Raw genomic sequence first — 17,503 nt, forward strand, 5'->3', positions numbered from 1 at the left:
GAATTAGATGTCCAAGAATGAAAGAATAACAGAAAATATCGTCCGCGATAATCTTAGAGATTTAGATTACTACAACCCTGATAATGGAATAACAATAGAAGAGCAAAAGTCAGAAATAATAAAAGTTAAGAATTTATTGTCAAAAGCTAGTAAAAATTCTAAAGGAAATATTGGTTACCCTGAATTTATTATATCAAATAAATTGGATCCAAATTTCATTATTATTATTGAATGTAAGTCTGATATTAAAAAACATGAAAGTCAAAATTACGATAGACCAGTTGGTTTTGCAGTTGATGGAGTGATTCATTATGCAAAGCATTTATCAAAAAAATATACAGTTTTAGCAATAGCAGTAAGCGGATATAGCAAGGATAATTTAAAGATTTCAACTTTTCTATTTCCTAGTGAGCAAGATTCCTATAGAAATTTAGTTAATGAACATGGCTTGGAAATTGAAATGCTACTTAAATTTGAAGATTATTATAGATTAGCATCTTTTGACCCAGAGGTTTCAAAAAAAAGGTACTCGGATCTAATCTCTTTTTCAAGAGAATTGCATGAATTTATTTGGGCAAAAGCAAAAGTATCTGAAGAAGATAAACCTCTTTTAGTTAGTGGTACTTTAATTGCCTTAATGAATGATGCGTTCCAAAAGTCATATAAATATTTAAATGCTGAAGACGTTCAAGAAGCCTGGATCAATGCCATAAAAAAGGAGTTAAATAAAGCTGAAATTCAACAAGGGAAAAAGGACACAATGATTCAGCCCTATACCACTATTGCAGTTCATCCAAATTTAGGTAAACCGGATAGTCGTACTGAAAAAGAATACCCTGATGGTGTTTTTAAAGAGGTAATTGATAGAATAAATGATAATGTATGGCCTTTTATAAGTATATATCACGATTTTGACGTAGTAGGCCAATTTTATGGAGAATTTTTGAAATATACAGCAGGAGATAAGAAAGCTCTAGGAATAGTTTTAACTCCAAAACATATAGCTGAATTATTTTCTCTAATAGCAAATGTTCAAAAAACAGATGTCGTCCTAGATATATGTGCTGGAACTGGTGGATTTTTAATTTCAGCCATGCAACAGATGTTGAAACAAGCTGTTACTGATGACGAACGAATTGACATTAAGAGAAATCGTTTAATTGGAGTTGAAAATTCACCTAAAATGTTTTCACTTGCTGCAAGTAATATGATTCTTCGCGGTGATGGCAAAGCTAATTTACACCAAGGAAGTTGCTTTGATAATGCAATAACAAGTGCAATAAAAAAGACTAAACCAACAATAGGCTTATTAAACCCTCCTTATTCACAAGCTAAAAGTGATGTGGAACTTCATGAGTTATATTTTGTAAAACACATGTTGGATCTCTTGCAAAAAGGTGCTACTGGAGTTGCTATAATTCCAATGAATACAGTAATATCACCACATTCTGCAAAAGAAGAACTTTTAAAAAAACATACATTACTGGCTGTAATGACTATGCCTATTGAGCTATTTTATCCTGTTGGTGCGCCTACTTGTATAGTTGTATTCGAAGCACATATACCACACAAAACATCAAATAAAAAAACTTGGTTTGGATACTGGAGAGAGGACGGTTTCGAAAAAACTAAACATTTAGGCAGAGTTGATTTAAATAATAGGTGGGCTGGCATTAGAGACTACTGGATTGAACAGTATAGGAACAAAGAAGTTAAAGCGGGTGAATCAGTTATGGAATATGTTACATCAAATGATGAGTGGGTTGCAGAGGCTTACCTTCAAACTGATTACTCAAAAATCACTGAAGATGAATTTGCCAAAGTAGTAAAAGACTACTCAGTCTTTAAAATGTTAAATAAACTTTAATAATGGTACCATTAAATAAAATTTTTGATATACAGTATGGGCACTCACTTGAATTAAATAAATTAGAAGAATGCAATCCTTCTGAAGGTATTGCATTTGTTTCACGAAAATCTGGTGAAAATGGTATAGCAGCCTATGTGAAACAAATTCCTGAAATTCAACCGGCACCTGCTGGAGAACTAACCTGTGCTTTAAGTGGAAATGGAGTATTGTCTACATTTATACAAAATCGCGAATTCTATACTGGTTATCATGTTGCTAGATTAAAACCGAAGTATAATATGGATCAATCAGTTTTACTATATTACTGCTTATGTATAACTAAAAACAGATATAAATATAGCTGGGGGCGACAAGCAAATCGAACTTTAAAAAGTTTATTAGTTCCTGATTTAACTGAGGTTCCAACTTGGGTAACCAACTACCATAATGAATCGTTTGATTCCAATAGTCAACCAATAATAAAAAATGTTGATTTACAATTAAAACCTGAAAATTGGAAATCTTTTCGTTACGATGAGATTTTTGAAATATGTAAAGGTTTTTATAACAAAAAACCTCCTGTTTCCGAAAAATCACCAGATACTATTCCGTTTATTGGAGCTACAGAAAAATCAAATGGAATAACCTCCCACATCAAAATTTCAGATGTTGCAATATATAACAAGATAGGGAAAATTACTGATGTAGATTTTAGCGGCAAAATATTTGAGGGAAATTGCATAACCATTAGTAATAATGGTTCAGTCGGTGAGGCATTCTTTCAAGAAAAAAGATTTACTTGTTCACACGATGTAAATCCAATCTACTTAAAAGATAAATCTATTACTCTTAATAAATATATTGCAATGTTTTTGTGTACATTAATTAGGAGAGAAAAATATAGATGGGGATATGGTAGAAAATGGAGACCTATTAGAATGCCTAATTCAATAATAAAATTACCAATTAATAAAGATGGTAATCCAGATTGGTTATTTATGGAAAACTACATTAAGAGTCTGAACTTCAGCTCTTCAATTTAAATTCATCAACTGTAGAGTAAAATATCTTTCCATTGGATAAGAAAGGTATACTTTCTTAAGAAGTAGCTACTTAATAACAATTTTATAAGCTCCAAAGCATTTTGCTTTGGAGTTTTTCATGTGAGTTTTTTAAATTATCTAAAATCAATATAAACATTAAAATCAGCAAGAAGACTTAATTAAAATCAGTGTGACTTTTAATTAAGTATGGTAAACCGTAATATAACGAAAGAATTTTTTTTTAATTTTGATAAAATCTGTTCTTTAAATAAACAGATTGACACTAATAACCATAGAAAAATGAGCTCTACCCCAAATCCATTTAATGAAAAGCTAAAGACTTGGCAAAATATAATCCAAGATTGTAATGTAAATTTTTTAATAGGTTCTGGCCTTTCAAATCCTTTTTTTGGAACGTTAGGAAATATTGAAATTTGGCTCACTGAATTAGAAAATGATAATTCATTAAAAGCAGATTTAAGAGATTATATTAAAGCGAGTTTATATGCAAGTTATTTTGTTGTAGCAATGCAAAAAAATATTATCTTATATGATGAAGTTTCAATTAAAGATGAGTTAATTTCAGCACCAAAAAACGATATTGAAAAACTTCAAAACACTTACAAAGGTTACAAGGATTTTCTTCGATTAATTAATCAAATAGTTTATCAAAGAAGGAGTAATACAGTAAATAAACAGACAAATTTATTTACAACAAATATCGATATATTTTTAGAAAAAGTGATCGAAGATCTAAATCTGCATTTTAATGATGGGTTTAATGGTGTTTTCAAGAAAACTTTTAGCTTGAGTAATTTTAAAAAATCTTTTTATCAGAAAAGTCTTCATTACGATAATATTGCCGAAATCCCTGTTTATAATCTATTAAAAATACATGGATCAATTACGTGGAAACTTGAAGGTAATCAATTAATGTTCAATAATATTGATACAATATATTCAATTGAAAAAGAGTACAATAAAATCAAATTTTTAGACATAATTAAGTTAGATAATGATTATTGGAATAAACACAAAAAAAATATTCCCTTTAAAGAAATTGTTAAAGAAGCACAAAAAACAACAATTATAGATACTAAAGATTTCGTTTCAGCGTATGAAAAACTTCAAGTTGTAAATCCAACAAAAGCAAAATTCAAAGATACGACATTCAACAAGTCATATTATGAAATGTTAAGGCTTTATGCGAATGAACTAGAAAAAGAAAATAGTGTATTATTTATTTTCGGCTTTTCAATGGCAGACGAGCATATCCGAGATATTACTTTTCGTGCCATAAGATCTAATCCTACTCTAAAAGTTTTTATTTCTTCTTACACCAAAGCTGCAACAGATATAGTTAATAATCTTAAATTGGATAATATTGATTTAAAAGATTTTCATAATGTGGAATTATTAAATGAGATTGACAATTTTAATCTTAACGTCATCAATGAAACCATCTTTAAAAAAATGTTGGATAATATTAATTGTTTGTAAGAATGGAAAAAGATTTACAAAAAGATTCTATTTTTAAAGTTGGTAAAGTAGTTTCTGTTGAAGGAAGAACAATAAAAATTGAAGTTGATAAAAGTAAGAATAGTTCACATCTATTGTACAATGGTGAAATAATTAGAAATATTTCGGTAAACAGCTATATTAAAATTACAAAAGGATTTAATCGTATTATTGGTAAAGTTGACGGCGAATATATTTATGAAGATTCTTATTTTACTGATAAGAATTATACAAATGAAAAAAAGAAAATCAAGCGTATTTTAATAGTAAAACTCTTAGGCTTCTTTACGAAACGTGGCTTTGAAAGGGGTATCAAAGAGCTTCCTCTGATTAATAATGAATGTTTTCTGCTAGATAAAAAAGAATTTCAAGATGTACACCAATTTGTAGGAAAAGCAGATTTACCATTAAATATTGGAACTTTAACTCATGAGCCCAACCAAAGTGTGGAAATTGGTATCAATGAACTTTTTGCCAGCCATATTGGTATTTTTGGAAACACAGGAAGTGGTAAATCATATACTTTGGCAAAAATATACTATGAACTTTTCACGAAATTTAAACACGAAGAAAAGTTTAAAAAAAATGCAAAATTTCTTTTATTTGATTTTAACGGAGAATATGAATCAAAATACAGTATAATTGAAGAAAAAAAAGTTTATAATTTAAGTACTCGTGCTATAAAAAAGAAGGATAAACTGATTTTTTACGAAAGCGATTTACTAGATAAAGATCTGTTCAGTATAATTGCAAATGCGACGGAAAAGACGCAAAAACCGTTTGTAGCAAGAACATTAGAGTTTTATAAAAAAATTTTCTATTCAGAAGATCCTTTAGAATATTTTCAGAATATCCTTAGAAAAAGGGTCAAAGATGTATATAAAATGGCTGATAAAATTAAAGCTGAGCTACTCCTTGATTATTTTAGAGAAATTTTACCTTCGCTATACGACGATGATAATATCGAAATTGATTTAGCGAGCGATGTTGATTTCAACAATAAATTTGGTGAATTTGTATTTGACGGCACATATTTACGAAGTAACCCAGAAAGTATAGAAGATACATTACTTTATCAACAAGTAAATCGATATGAATTTAGCGAAGACTTTATTTCGAGAATTATACATTTCCTTTATTTACAATTAATACATGATATCTTTAGCAATAGAGCTGCAAACGAACATATTTCTCCTGTAATAAATAAGCTAAAAAGTTTCCATAAAGATATTGATGCTGTAATTAAAGTTGTAGATGATTTAGATGAAGAAGACTTTTGGGATGATAACTTTTTTTGTGTTATTAATTTACATAAAACTAACACACATATAAAGAAAATGATTCCGCTACTTGTGTCACAAAAACTTTACTCGGAACATAAAAAACACAATAGAAAAAAAGAAAAATCCTTAAATATAATAGTTGATGAAGCTCACAATATTCTTTCATACATTTCCGAAAGAGAAAGTGAAACATGGAAAGACTATCGACTAGAAACATTTGAAGAAATAATAAAAGAAGGGCGAAAATTTGGTGTTTTTATGACAATAGCCAGTCAAAGGCCTTCGGATATTTCTGCAACTATTATTTCACAACTGCATAATTTCATTTTACACCGATTAATTAATAATAATGATATTATTGCTGTTGAGAGAACTGTATCATATTTGGATAAAGTTTCTTTTGAATCATTACCCATTTTGCCGACTGGCACATGTATAATTGCTGGACAGTGCTTACAAATACCCATTATGGTTGACATTGCTTCTATTGATAAAGCAAATGAACCAGATAATAAGACAATTAGATTAACTGAAAATTGGATTTAGATAGGGAGTAAAAAACTCCACAATTCCCTCTAAAATTTATCCAAACTATAATTATTCTTCAAAATTAAAAATTCAGATTATATTTTCTGTATTTTTAATGCAATACTTTATAATCATGAAACAGGTTATTGCCTTTGCCGACGAATTCGGGAATAATTCATTTAAATTTTCTACGGAAAGTTCTCACTTTATTATTGCCAGTGTAATTGTAAATTATGAAGATCTGGAAGAATTTTATATAGAAGTTGAAAAAATCCGGTCAAAATATTTTCAGACGGGAGAAATCAAATCATCTAAAGTAAAAGATAATCACAAAAGGAGGCTGCTTGTCTTAAGTGAGCTTTCAAAACTCAAGTTTAATATTTACTCTGTTGTAGTCGACAAGACGAAATTATATGGCGAAGGTTTTAAATATAAAAAATCTTTTTACAAATATCTAAACGGTATTTTGTACAAAGAATTATACAAGACATTTCCAAAACTTGAACTGAAAGTAGACGAACACGGAGGGAATGAATTTATGCTTGAATTTAAAGAATATGTAAGACAGAACCACATTCGCACTTTATTTGAAGGCTCAGAGTTTTTTGTCAATAAAAGTGATAAAGAACTAGGAGTACAGATTGCTGATTTTGTTGCGGGAACTTTGGGATATATTTTTGATGAACATAAAAAAAGTGAATATTCTGTACAATTTTTAAAAGCATTATCTGGAAAAATTATTAGTATTAACCACTTTCCTAAGATTTATAAGCTTAATGAATATAATGAGTCTAAGGTCGATGAGTTTTACAGTCAAGCAATTACAGATCTCAGTTTAAGAAGCATTTTTGATTATCTTGATACAACTTCTTCCGATACTCAACAAAAGCAAGATTCCATTAATTTTTTGAAGGTATTAGTTAGATACCACGAATCTAATCATTACAAAAATTATACAACCGGACAGGAATTTATTGAACATCTCAATGTAAACAGAGATTCTAAACTCAGTAAAGAACAGTTTGTAAACATGGTTGGAGGTTTGAGAGATAAGGGTATTCTTATTGGTAGCAGTCGTGAAGGTTATAAAATCCCTACAAATTACGATGAAATTAAAAAATATGTGCAGCACGGAAACTCTATAGTTATACCACTTTTAAGAAGAATTAATGTATGTAGGGAAGCTATATTATTAGCAACAAATAACTCTTTGGATATTTTGGATGAACCAGAATTTGAGACCTTGAAAGATATAATTTCAGGCATGATTAAATAATTAGGAGATTTTATTACAGGTTTGCAATGAAATTAATAACAACACCAAAAGATTTAAATAATAATTTTAAACGATTAATAAAAAACTACAATTTTTTTAAATGGGCAACTGCGTGGGCAAGTGCGGGAAATGAAATTTCATATGAATTGCTCAAAAACAGGCACAAAATAGTGAAGATTACGGTTGGAATACACTTCTATCAAACTCATCCTAATTTTATCAAAGAATTTATAGAAGACCCAGCGGTTCATTTTTTAGAACAGCCTGATGGAACATTTCACCCTAAAGTATATTTGTTTTCAAATGATGAAAATAATTGGGAACTTATTATAGGTAGTGCCAATTTTACAACAAGTGCTTTTTCAAAAAATTGTGAGGTTTGTGTTTTGGTTACATCTAAAGATAGTAATGCCAATGAACTTTATAAAACCACATTACAACTTATTGATGAATCATTTGAATATGGAAAAACATTCAGTGAATTAGATTGGGAAAACTATAATAAGATCTGGAATATTCAACAATCCAAATTAAACAGTTTATCTGGGCAATACGGGGCATCCAAAGATAAACCTAAGCCTATCCATAAAATTGAGTTACAAACAAAATCTTGGGATCAATTTGTTGTTGATGTCTACAAAAAAGGTTCAAGGGATGTACGAAGAAGAATTAAAGTGATTGAGATAGCAAGAGAATTATTTAGTAAAGCCAAACACTTCAACGAACTGGATGATGACGAGAGAAAATTTATTGCAGGAATTCCAAATAATTTATTGTTAAAAATTGAAGGAGCAGAAGATTGGGCATTCTTCGGAAGTATGAAAGGTGCAGGCAAGTTTAAAAAACAGATAAATGATAACAGTGAATTGATATCAAGAGCCTTAGATCAAATTCCGCTCAATGGGCAAATTACTAAAATGAATTATGACAATTTTCTGGAATACTTTCAAATGGCATTACCTGGAAACTATTTAGCAACCAGTACAAGATTACTTGCCATGAAGAGACCTGACATATTTATTTGCTATGACAGCAAAAACAACTATGGACTCTGTAAAGATTTTAGGATTACTAGAAATAGAATGGACAACGAGAGATATTGGAATGAAATCATTTTAAGAATCTATGACAGTGAATGGTGGCAAAAGCCTAATCCCAAAAATGAAATGGAAACAAAAATTAGTTTAGCGCGTTCCGCATTTCTCGACAGTTTGCACTACGAAGGATAAGACTTTATATTTAAAGGATAAGACTTTATATTTAATTATGTTTTCAGCAAGAATTAAGTTAAATGAACAATATAGAGAGAGAAGTAAATTCGGTTTTTAATATTGCCGTATACCTGAAGATGATGGCTTCATTTCTGCCTGATGCGAATTTTGAGGAGGTCAACAAAATGGTAAGCGATATTTATGTTTTTTTTAAATCTGCCAAGGAAGATGATATATTAGAAAAACTTCCATACATCAGATCTAATTTGGAAAAAATGGCGGCACCGCTTTTAAAAAGTTTTCCTCTCAAGAAAAGCTTAGATGAAATTGTTGCAGACTGGGATCAGTTTTTTAAAAATGATTCTGAAATTTATTCTTACGGATTGGAATATGGATGGTTGGAAGATCGGATGAATATTAAAGGGCTTGTATTATACAACCATATTCCCTATCATTTTAGGATCGGATTATATGCGCATAAGGGTAATTTTGGAATTGAAGAAGAATTTTTGCTTAAAGATGCCTTTAATATACTTGTAAAAGCTCAAAAAGCTTTTGATCAGCTTAATAATTATGGGGACTTTAAGCAGAAATTATTGGAAAAAGAAAGAGAGGAGGACTTTGATGAACATACGATCAGAAAAATAACAGATCTGAAGTATGAAGTTTCGGCTAACTCGAGACTATCAGTTATTTCATTTTACGCATTTGTTGAATGTTTTGTCAACAGTTTGGGGTATAGTCATGCTAAAAGAAATGTTATGGTTTTATCTGAAATGGACTCCGAAATACTGAATGGTAAAAAGAACGGGAGATTTTTGCAGCTTAAATCGAAGATTGAACGATACCATAGGCTAATAAGAAATGATGGTAAAACTATTATTATAACATCTGATGAAAATCAAATCAAAGAACCTTTTATTTCATTTTTCAATATCTATGAAAGTCTTAGAAACTCAGCAGTACATTTCTCTCCTACAAAGGAACAAATTTGGTTGAAGCCTGCAGATTGGATTGAGAAGGCAGAACGTTTTTCGAGAATGGCACTCCAAGTGGCTTTAGAGTTCTGGAGATCATGCTATCCAGAACGACCGTATCCTGATTATATTGGCAGACTAGACTATGATATTTTTATGAATAAAGCAAAATTATATATCCAGAATCTTGAAGAGGTATCTATTGAGTTGAAATCTAATAGTTAGAAATTTCTATTGCTTTTATCGAAATCTGGGTTCTACTGCAATAACACTAAAAAAGCCTAAACATTCTGACTCAAAGTAACAATTCATTAACGTAGAAAATACTAACTTAACATCTTTATATAACCATGAAAAAGGATATTAGACAACTCATTAATAGCTTAAATTTCTATTTCGATAAGACACATTATGTCATAAAAAAGAAACGAAGTTTAAATTCATTAGAAAAAACTTTAATCTATAATTCAGAGAAATATAAAGATAGAATTAATACGATTCAGGAGCTCTACTCATCTAAAAAAACTAGAGTTAAATTAGATCATAGAAACTACGAACTGGTAGCTTGTTGCATTGCAGCTAAGGGTGTGAAGTATGCAAGTTTTGGCACCTCACATAGACTTTTGTCAATTAATAGTTATTTGAAACCCACAAGGATTCTTCTAAGATCTTTAGGAGAAATTGGTAAAAAATCGTCACAGACAACAAGTACTAATATTATTGGTAAATGTGCGGAGATAAAGGCTGTAAATAATATTTACAGCGTAGAACCTAAACTAATTGTCACGGATATTAGTTTTACTAAGGCAATACGTCCAAGGACAATGGAAAAAATTTCTAGATGTGAAAACTGTACTTATATTTTTGGTGATGAGAATAAATAACTCTTCTGATTTTGACTTGGACTTGTTTTTTAAAAGCGAACTTTTCTTGATGCATTTTGCTACAGCAGGATTGCAAATTAGTGACGAAAACTTCTTTGAAAATAATCATAGCGACTTTAGGTATTTTCTGAAAAATTTATCTGTACCTCCTTTTAAGTATGAGTTAAATCCAAATCTAAGAGAGATATTATCTTTTAAACGGGAAATTGACAAAGAGTTTAATATTGAACTTTATACGATAGATTTCATATCCTATGCTCAAAAGGGAATGTTTTCATTTGATCGTACGTTTATAGAAAACTCTACTGATATTAATTTTCACTTGGTGGCATATCCCATTTTAGATGAGAACTACAACGATTTTCTGTATCATTTTTTCAAAATTAAGAATTACGTGGATTACGATTATATAAACAAATCTATCACAGAAATCGTTAATCGTTTTTTCAGAAATAGTTTTAATTTAAAATTTTAAAAATATCTAAATATATTTCATAATAATATGAGTGATAGAATTGAAGACAATTCTTCGTTTGAAGAATTTAGAAATAATCTCAAGGGAGGAAAATCAGTAAAAAAGATCGCATCATTCTTTGCTCCCTTTAGTTCAAGAGCCAAAGGAATTTTGGATGCTTTTGAAAACTTTGATGAGATTGAAAAGCAGTTTGAAGAAATTTCAAAAAGTCCTGATCAGTTTAACCATTATTTTAGCGAACGCGGTTGGATTGCACATGAGTCCGGAAATCATGATTTGATCTTGGAGTGCATTGCTTTGGCAGAAGCAGGAAATATAAATGAAGCAGAGGAAAAGCTTGCCGATCATTACACATCTGAAGCGATGCAATGGATGATAAGTTCAACCTACGGTATTCCAGAATTTAGATTGCGTAATGTCTTGATTAAAGCCGCATTTGAAGATACAAAAGCTCAAAGATATTATTCAGCTGTCCCCTTACTATTAATGATTATTGATGGTACTGTCAATGACATTAGCAAAAGTAAAGGTTTTTTCGTGGAAAATACTGATCTAACGGCTTGGGATTCTATTGCTGCTCATAGTTCAGGCCTCTCTAAACTTAGAGATATATTAAATGTAACAAGAAAGGCCACGACCACTGAAGAAATATTCTTTCCTTACCGTAATGGTATTTTGCATGGAAGGGATCTTTCATATGCTAATAAATATGTTGCAGGGAAAGCTTGGTTAACATTATTTGCCATTAATGATTGGGCAAAAGCTCTAAAGAAAAATAAAGAACGTCCCCTTAAAGAAAAAAACACTCCTACTTTAAAAGAAACTTTTTCAGATCTAAAAGATACCATTTCCAACTATCAACAACACAAATTGAAGATGAAAGATATGGATAAACATATGGATTACTGGAAAGATAGAAAACCTATAGTAAACCAAGATTTTCCAGCTCAAGGAAACGAAGCAGATTATGAAGAATATACTCCGGAAAGAGATGCTGTCCGCTTTTTAATAAATTGGAAGAAAAACAACTATGGGCAGATGGCTAAACAGATTTGTTCATTTTCAAATGAATTTAATATAGGTAAGGAAGCGGGAAGAATTCGAAAAGTCTTTGAAAAAAAGAACTTAAAATCTTTTGAAATATTATCCGTCGAACATCAGGCACCAGCAATTGCAGAAGTAAAAGTAAAAGTGATTGTCTTATTTAATGAAACAGAATATGTAAAAGAAATAGCTTTGCGCATGCTTTATCAGAATGAACAAGGGGAAAATATGGTGTATGGTCAGATCGGAGGTATTTGGAAATATATGGATTCTTTCTTTTTTCATAAAATAGATATGCTGGACTGAAATTTCTAGGATTATAACTTTCGTTAACCATTAAAATTATGACTCCCTCAATAAAAGATCAACTTGTACGTGATATTCTTGTTTTAGAACATTCTATAACAAGTCCAAGAGACGATCGGGAAATTTGCTTTACATTTCATCAAGTCATTTCAAAATTGTTATCAAATGATGGTTTTAAAACTATACTTAATCCAAGTCCTGATACAAGTAAATTTGATTTCATGTGCACAAAGCAAGATTCTCGAGACAGAATGTGTATTTCTCTTCAAAAGTCAGGTAAAAGTGTTCATGAAGAGCGAGTACACGAGAGGGTATCATTTGCTTTCAACTATCCTTATAACCGTCTTATTTTGTTTGCGCCTCATGGTTTCACTTCAGCATGCTATCATTTTATAAATAGTACTGATCCATTAAAAGTGGAACTATTAACCTTAGATGACTTGAAATCTTGGACATCTAAAATAGAAATAGAGTCTAACCTAAATACCCATGAATATGAAGATATCATCAAAATTGTAAGCAAAACATTTATAGAAAAGATAGCGGAAGATCCCAACTTTTTGTTGAAAATAGAATGGAGAGAATTCGAGAAAACAATAGCCGAGTTATTTGAAGGCTTGGCATTTGATGTGACCCTTACATCACCAAGCAAAGATGGAGGTAAGGATATTATTTTGGAGCTTGTCAAAAAAGGAATATCCATGAAATATATTGTCGAGATTAAGCACTGGAAATCCAAACAACTGGTAGGACAAAAATCTGTAAAAGAATTTTTAAAAGTAATTTGCAATGAAAAAAGAGAGAGCGGTTTGTTTTTATCAACATACGGCTTTACCTCAAATGCTTTCGAAGGTTTAACAGAGTTAGAAAGAAAAAAAATTAGATTTGGAGATCAACAAAAAATCGTCTCACTATGCAATACTTACCTGAAAGTTAAATCTGGAATCTGGACCCCTTTACAGGATTTGCAGGAAGTTCTTTATGAACAAACTTTTTAAAAACCATAACGAATAGTTGAATACAGTAATTCAAAATCTTACGCTTTAATATTAAACAATTTCTTCACTATGCTGCAATCGTGCTCAGAACTCTATTATGAGTGAACGTTCTTAACTTTATTAGCAATATCTTCTATAGTAATTAATCCTAATAATTTTTCATTTTCACTACCGCTGTTTGTAATAAATAATACATCGAGATTTCTTTTATGGATATTTATTTGATCAATAAACAAATCATAGGCAGTATAAATATCGCAGTCTCTCGATATAAATTTAAAATTTTTCTTAAACTCAATATCGACTATCAATTCTTTGATAATAGGATTTTCCACCATGATTTCATTCTGATTAATATTTTTTCCTAACCATCTTGAAATTGTATTTGTATTAATTAGCTCCGCAACCATTCCACCTTCGTCAAATACAGGAAATTGCGAAAAAGATTTTTCCCTCATTAAGTTCAAAATTTTATCTAGTCTCTCGTTTTCGTTAGCTCCAATCACTTCAAAAGAAAATAAAGGAATAACCTTTTGTGGATTTAATAATTTTTGTAAAATCATGGCAAACTCATTAACAACTTCTCCCAGAGGTTCTGCAATATAATTGCCACCTAATTTAGGTGTGTGTGTTATAGCGTTTCTAAGTTCTCCATAATCTATCAATTTATCTCGGTACGATTTTATAATTGAATTTTTGCTACTTTTTATTTTTGAGGCAAAAGTTTCATGATTCTGATTGTTACCATTTTTTAGAAATTTATCAAGTTGATTATAAATATCTAAAAATTTTTCTGCATTTGTCATATTATTATCTTTTTAACAAGCACTTTGTATAATTCAAAAATTTACTGGCAAAACCTGCATTAAGGGTAGCATCATATATGTACAGTCTAAATTTTTTTATTCGCTTAGTCGAAAACAGCTTAAGATCATTTTGAGATAAAGTTATAAATACTGAGTATTCATAACTATCTTTATCTGCTTCCACATCTATCTCTGCGTTTTTAATCCATTTAGTATTGTCTTCAAATATTAGAATTACCCCTCGTTCATTTACATTAACCGTATTGCCATAAGCTCTTAAACTTAGGTAATAAGCAGATGGTCTTCCTTTTTTTGAAACCTTTGTTAAAGATGCGGGAGCTAAGTTGTTGCCTTCCGTCATTGGGGTTCTAATAGTTTTTTCATTGGTAAAATCATCATCATTTTCTGAGAGTTGGGAGCAAAAAAAATCTACCGGGTAATTTATATCAGCAACTAAAAAAGGGAAGTTATGTTCAAACTTTTTATCGTATTTATAGTAAATGGTTTGGGCTTTTACTTCATCTTTCAAGATAAAAATAGGAGAATCAAAATAACCTGAGTTTTCTGTATTAAATGTTTTTCCGTCTTTGCCAATAATATTTTCAATAATGAAAACTCTATTTTTTAAAGAATCTTTTTCCGTTTGAAAATTATATGCTACTGAGGGATATAATACCTTATTATCATAATCTTTTTGAAGATCTTTTAGATCACCATAAAAATTGTGACTAAAGTTGACTCCAATGAGATCTTGTTTTAATTTTACCTTTGTATTTTTATAAAGTACAAAATCGTTAGCTAAAAATATATCTTCAAATTTTTGGGCGTATGTTTTGATACATGAAATAGTTGAAAATACAATAACAAAGCAAAGTTTCAAAAAGTTAATTTTGATTTGTATAAATGTCTTCATGGTTTTGAAATATTCTTAAATTTAAATAATAAATCTTACTTTACAATACTATAAAAAAAATATTATTAAGTTTTTTTTAATCATTACGCCATAATACTTAACTATACTTTTTAAATAATTGTATTACATTATTATAATCTAATTTCCTACTATATCACTATCATAATGGCTAACAAAATTCAAAAAAAAGTAGTAAATATTTTAGACTTTATTTTAAGAAATAAAAAGAATTGGATAAGATGTAGAATAAAGAAGCAGCTCATTGGCTGCTTCTTTAAATTATTATTTTTTTGAAATTAATTCTTATTTCCAAATTCAAATGATGTACTGAAATCACTTCTTAGAATGATAAAAGCATCAAACTTTTTCCCGTTCTTGCTTTTCATGTTTTTGATTAATGATGTTTTGTTTTGAGTTAATAGTAAAGTAAGATCTTTAATACTGAGTTGTATTCCGCATATGGTTCTAAAGAGAATCCAACCGCATTGTTCATCTGGGCATTTTACAATTTTGCCTTTGATGATAAGATGATTTTGTTGACATTTGGGACATTTTAGTTGGGGAACATTTTCTTGGGGAATATGAAGTGATAAGAGTTCGTTGGTGATTTCAGTTGTATAGTGTTGAATGTCGCTTATGAATTGGGTTTTATTGAGTTCACCTTTTTCAATTCTATCCAGTGCTATTTCCCACTCTGCGGTCATTTGGACATTGGCTATTTTTTTGTCTTTGACCAGATTGTAAACCTGCAAGCCTTTTTCTGTAGGATGTAGGGTTTTGCTTTTCCTGATGATATAGTTTCTGCTGAGCAGCGTTTCGATAATGGAGGCTCTGGTAGCTGGAGTTCCGATGCCGATATTGGAGAGTGCTTTCTGTTCTTCTTTGTTTTCAACAGATCGGCCTGCATTTTCCATGGCTGATAAAAGGTCAGCTTCTGTATAAAGCTTGGGAGGTTGCGTTACTTTTTCCAGTAATTCAGTTTTTGAAACCTTCAGTTCATCTCCTATTTTGAGTTCCGGAAGTTCAGTAAGGACTTCTTTTTTATTATTGGAATTTTCATTGTCAGATAGAATTCCTTTGATGGCTCGCCAGCCATTGTTGAGTATTTTTGATCCCTTGATCTGGAATTCATAATGATGTACTTTTATCATGATGTGGCTGACTTGTTTTGTACAGGCATGGGATAGGGATTCCAATAAACGGTAAGCAATCGTATCATAAATGGCTTTTTCAGTAGCTGTAAGTGCAGATGGAACTTTCGTAGTGATAAGTAAACCGTGATGGTCCGTTACTTTTACATCATTAACGATTCTCTTGTTGAAGTTTCCGAACTTTAAAGTAGATATGGCTGATTTAAATTGATCTGATGTATTGAGGATTCTGACCAGTTCTGGGATCTCTGGCCAAAGATCCTCAGGAATATATTTGCTACCGGTTCTGGGATAGGTAATGAATTTCTTTTCATACAAACTTTGGGCAATCTGTAAAACCTCATCGGCAGAAAGTCCCAATTTTCGGTTGGCTTCTTTTTGTAATTCTGTGAGATCGAAAAGTAACGGAGACTGTTCCTGTACTGTTGTAATGGATACATCTTCTACAACAGCTCTTCCCTCCCGTTCTATGGATTTTTGGATTTGTTCTGCCTGCTTCTTTTCTTCCCATTGTAATTGTGAAAGACTGCTAAAGTCTGTATATTCTTTTCTATGGCTCAGCTGGATTTGAAAGTACTTTTGCTTGGTGAAGTTTTGATTTTGTAGGAATCTTTGACAGATCAAAGCAAGAGTTGGTGTCTGCACTCTGCCTAATGAATAAAGATCTTGGGTTCCTGCGATGGTTAATGCCTGGGTGGCATTAATTCCCACCAGCCAGTCCGCTTCGCTTCTGGCTTTTGCTGCCTGATACAAACCGTCAAAGGCATCGCCTGGTTGCAGTTTTTTAAAACCGTCCTGTATGGCTTTTTCGGTCAGGGAACTGATCCAGAGTCTTTCGAAAGGTTTGTTGCATTCTATGTAATGATAGATATAGCGGAAGATCAACTCTCCTTCCCTTCCAGCATCTGTAGCCACAATAATACTGCTGCATTGATTGATGACTTGTTTTATGGTGTTGAGTTGTTTTAAAGCCGAAGGATCAGGCTCATAGCCTTTTGCTTTCTTTAGTTTTTTGGGAGTCAGGATAAAAGGATTCGGGAAGATAGGCAAAGAGGCTTTATTAAAGCCCCTTATACCATAATCCTCCGGCATTCCTAACGCAATCAGATGTCCTAATGCCCAGGTGACACAATAGCCGTTACCGGATAAATAACCATCTTTTTTTTCATGGGCTCCTAACAATTGTGCGATTTCTCTTGCTACACTCGGTTTTTCTGCGATGATTGCTTTCATATTATGGA

14 protein-coding genes are annotated in these 17,503 nt (G+C 30.9%); 11 read left to right on the forward strand and 3 right to left on the reverse strand.

Translation table 11 applies throughout. From position 1 onward, the window contains the following. The first annotated feature begins 7 nt into the window (after positions 1-7). The 11 genes from MKS83_RS05840 (at position 8) to MKS83_RS05890 (ending at position 13,392) form a co-directional block, all read left to right on the forward strand. The gene (locus MKS83_RS05840) at positions 8-1,867 is read left to right on the forward strand and encodes a class I SAM-dependent DNA methyltransferase (RefSeq protein ID WP_240582382.1); all 1,860 of its coding nucleotides are present in this window, start codon (positions 8-10) and stop codon (positions 1,865-1,867) included. 2 nt (positions 1,868-1,869) lie between these two features. Then, the gene (locus MKS83_RS05845; protein WP_240582383.1) at positions 1,870-2,892 is read left to right on the forward strand and encodes a restriction endonuclease subunit S; all 1,023 of its coding nucleotides are present in this window, start codon (positions 1,870-1,872) and stop codon (positions 2,890-2,892) included. Positions 2,893-3,099: 207 nt separating this feature from the next. Further along, a complete protein-coding gene (locus MKS83_RS05850) occupies positions 3,100-4,392 on the forward strand; it encodes an SIR2 family protein (RefSeq protein WP_240582384.1) in 1,293 nt (430 codons plus the stop codon). Between the two features lie 2 nt (positions 4,393-4,394). Continuing rightward, positions 4,395-6,239 carry an ATP-binding protein gene (locus MKS83_RS05855; protein WP_240582385.1) on the forward strand — a complete coding sequence of 615 codons (1,845 nt, stop codon included), beginning with the start codon at positions 4,395-4,397 and terminating at the stop codon, positions 6,237-6,239. A gap of 115 nt (positions 6,240-6,354) precedes the next feature. Continuing rightward, a complete protein-coding gene (locus MKS83_RS05860; protein WP_240582386.1) occupies positions 6,355-7,497 on the forward strand; it encodes a DUF3800 domain-containing protein in 1,143 nt (380 codons plus the stop codon). A 26-nt stretch (positions 7,498-7,523) separates the two neighbouring features. Continuing rightward, entirely contained in the window at positions 7,524-8,726 is a 1,203-nt protein-coding gene (locus MKS83_RS05865; RefSeq protein WP_240582387.1) for a phospholipase D family protein, read from the forward strand. A gap of 62 nt (positions 8,727-8,788) precedes the next feature. Continuing rightward, positions 8,789-9,910, forward strand: a complete 1,122-nt coding sequence (locus MKS83_RS05870; protein ID WP_240582388.1) for a hypothetical protein — start codon at positions 8,789-8,791, stop codon at positions 9,908-9,910. Positions 9,911-10,035: 125 nt separating this feature from the next. Continuing rightward, positions 10,036-10,569 (forward strand): hypothetical protein, encoded by a 534-nt coding sequence (locus MKS83_RS05875; protein WP_240582389.1) that lies wholly within the window; start codon positions 10,036-10,038, stop codon positions 10,567-10,569. Further along, the gene (locus MKS83_RS05880; RefSeq protein WP_240582390.1) at positions 10,529-11,044 is read left to right on the forward strand and encodes a hypothetical protein; all 516 of its coding nucleotides are present in this window, start codon (positions 10,529-10,531) and stop codon (positions 11,042-11,044) included. Before MKS83_RS05875 ends, MKS83_RS05880 begins: the two co-directional genes overlap by 41 nt. A gap of 27 nt (positions 11,045-11,071) precedes the next feature. Next, positions 11,072-12,394, forward strand: a complete 1,323-nt coding sequence (locus MKS83_RS05885; RefSeq protein ID WP_240582391.1) for a hypothetical protein — start codon at positions 11,072-11,074, stop codon at positions 12,392-12,394. A gap of 38 nt (positions 12,395-12,432) precedes the next feature. Beyond that, positions 12,433-13,392 carry a restriction endonuclease gene (locus MKS83_RS05890; RefSeq protein ID WP_240582392.1) on the forward strand — a complete coding sequence of 320 codons (960 nt, stop codon included), beginning with the start codon at positions 12,433-12,435 and terminating at the stop codon, positions 13,390-13,392. Between the two features lie 95 nt (positions 13,393-13,487). Here MKS83_RS05890 and MKS83_RS05895 read toward each other — a convergent pair whose 3' ends face one another. From MKS83_RS05895 to MKS83_RS05905, 3 genes are all read right to left on the reverse strand, one after another. Beyond that, positions 13,488-14,198, reverse strand: a complete 711-nt coding sequence (locus tag MKS83_RS05895; RefSeq protein ID WP_240582393.1) for a CBS domain-containing protein — start codon at positions 14,196-14,198, stop codon at positions 13,488-13,490. Between the two features lie 4 nt (positions 14,199-14,202). Beyond that, positions 14,203-15,111 (reverse strand): hypothetical protein, encoded by a 909-nt coding sequence (locus MKS83_RS05900; protein ID WP_240582394.1) that lies wholly within the window; start codon positions 15,109-15,111, stop codon positions 14,203-14,205. A 296-nt stretch (positions 15,112-15,407) separates the two neighbouring features. After that, entirely contained in the window at positions 15,408-17,495 is a 2,088-nt protein-coding gene (locus MKS83_RS05905; protein ID WP_240582395.1) for a type IA DNA topoisomerase, read from the reverse strand. Positions 17,496-17,503 lie beyond the last annotated feature (8 nt).

Source organism: Chryseobacterium sp. Y16C (assembly GCF_022488405.1).
Classification (GTDB): Bacteria; Bacteroidota; Bacteroidia; order Flavobacteriales; family Weeksellaceae; genus Chryseobacterium; species Chryseobacterium geocarposphaerae.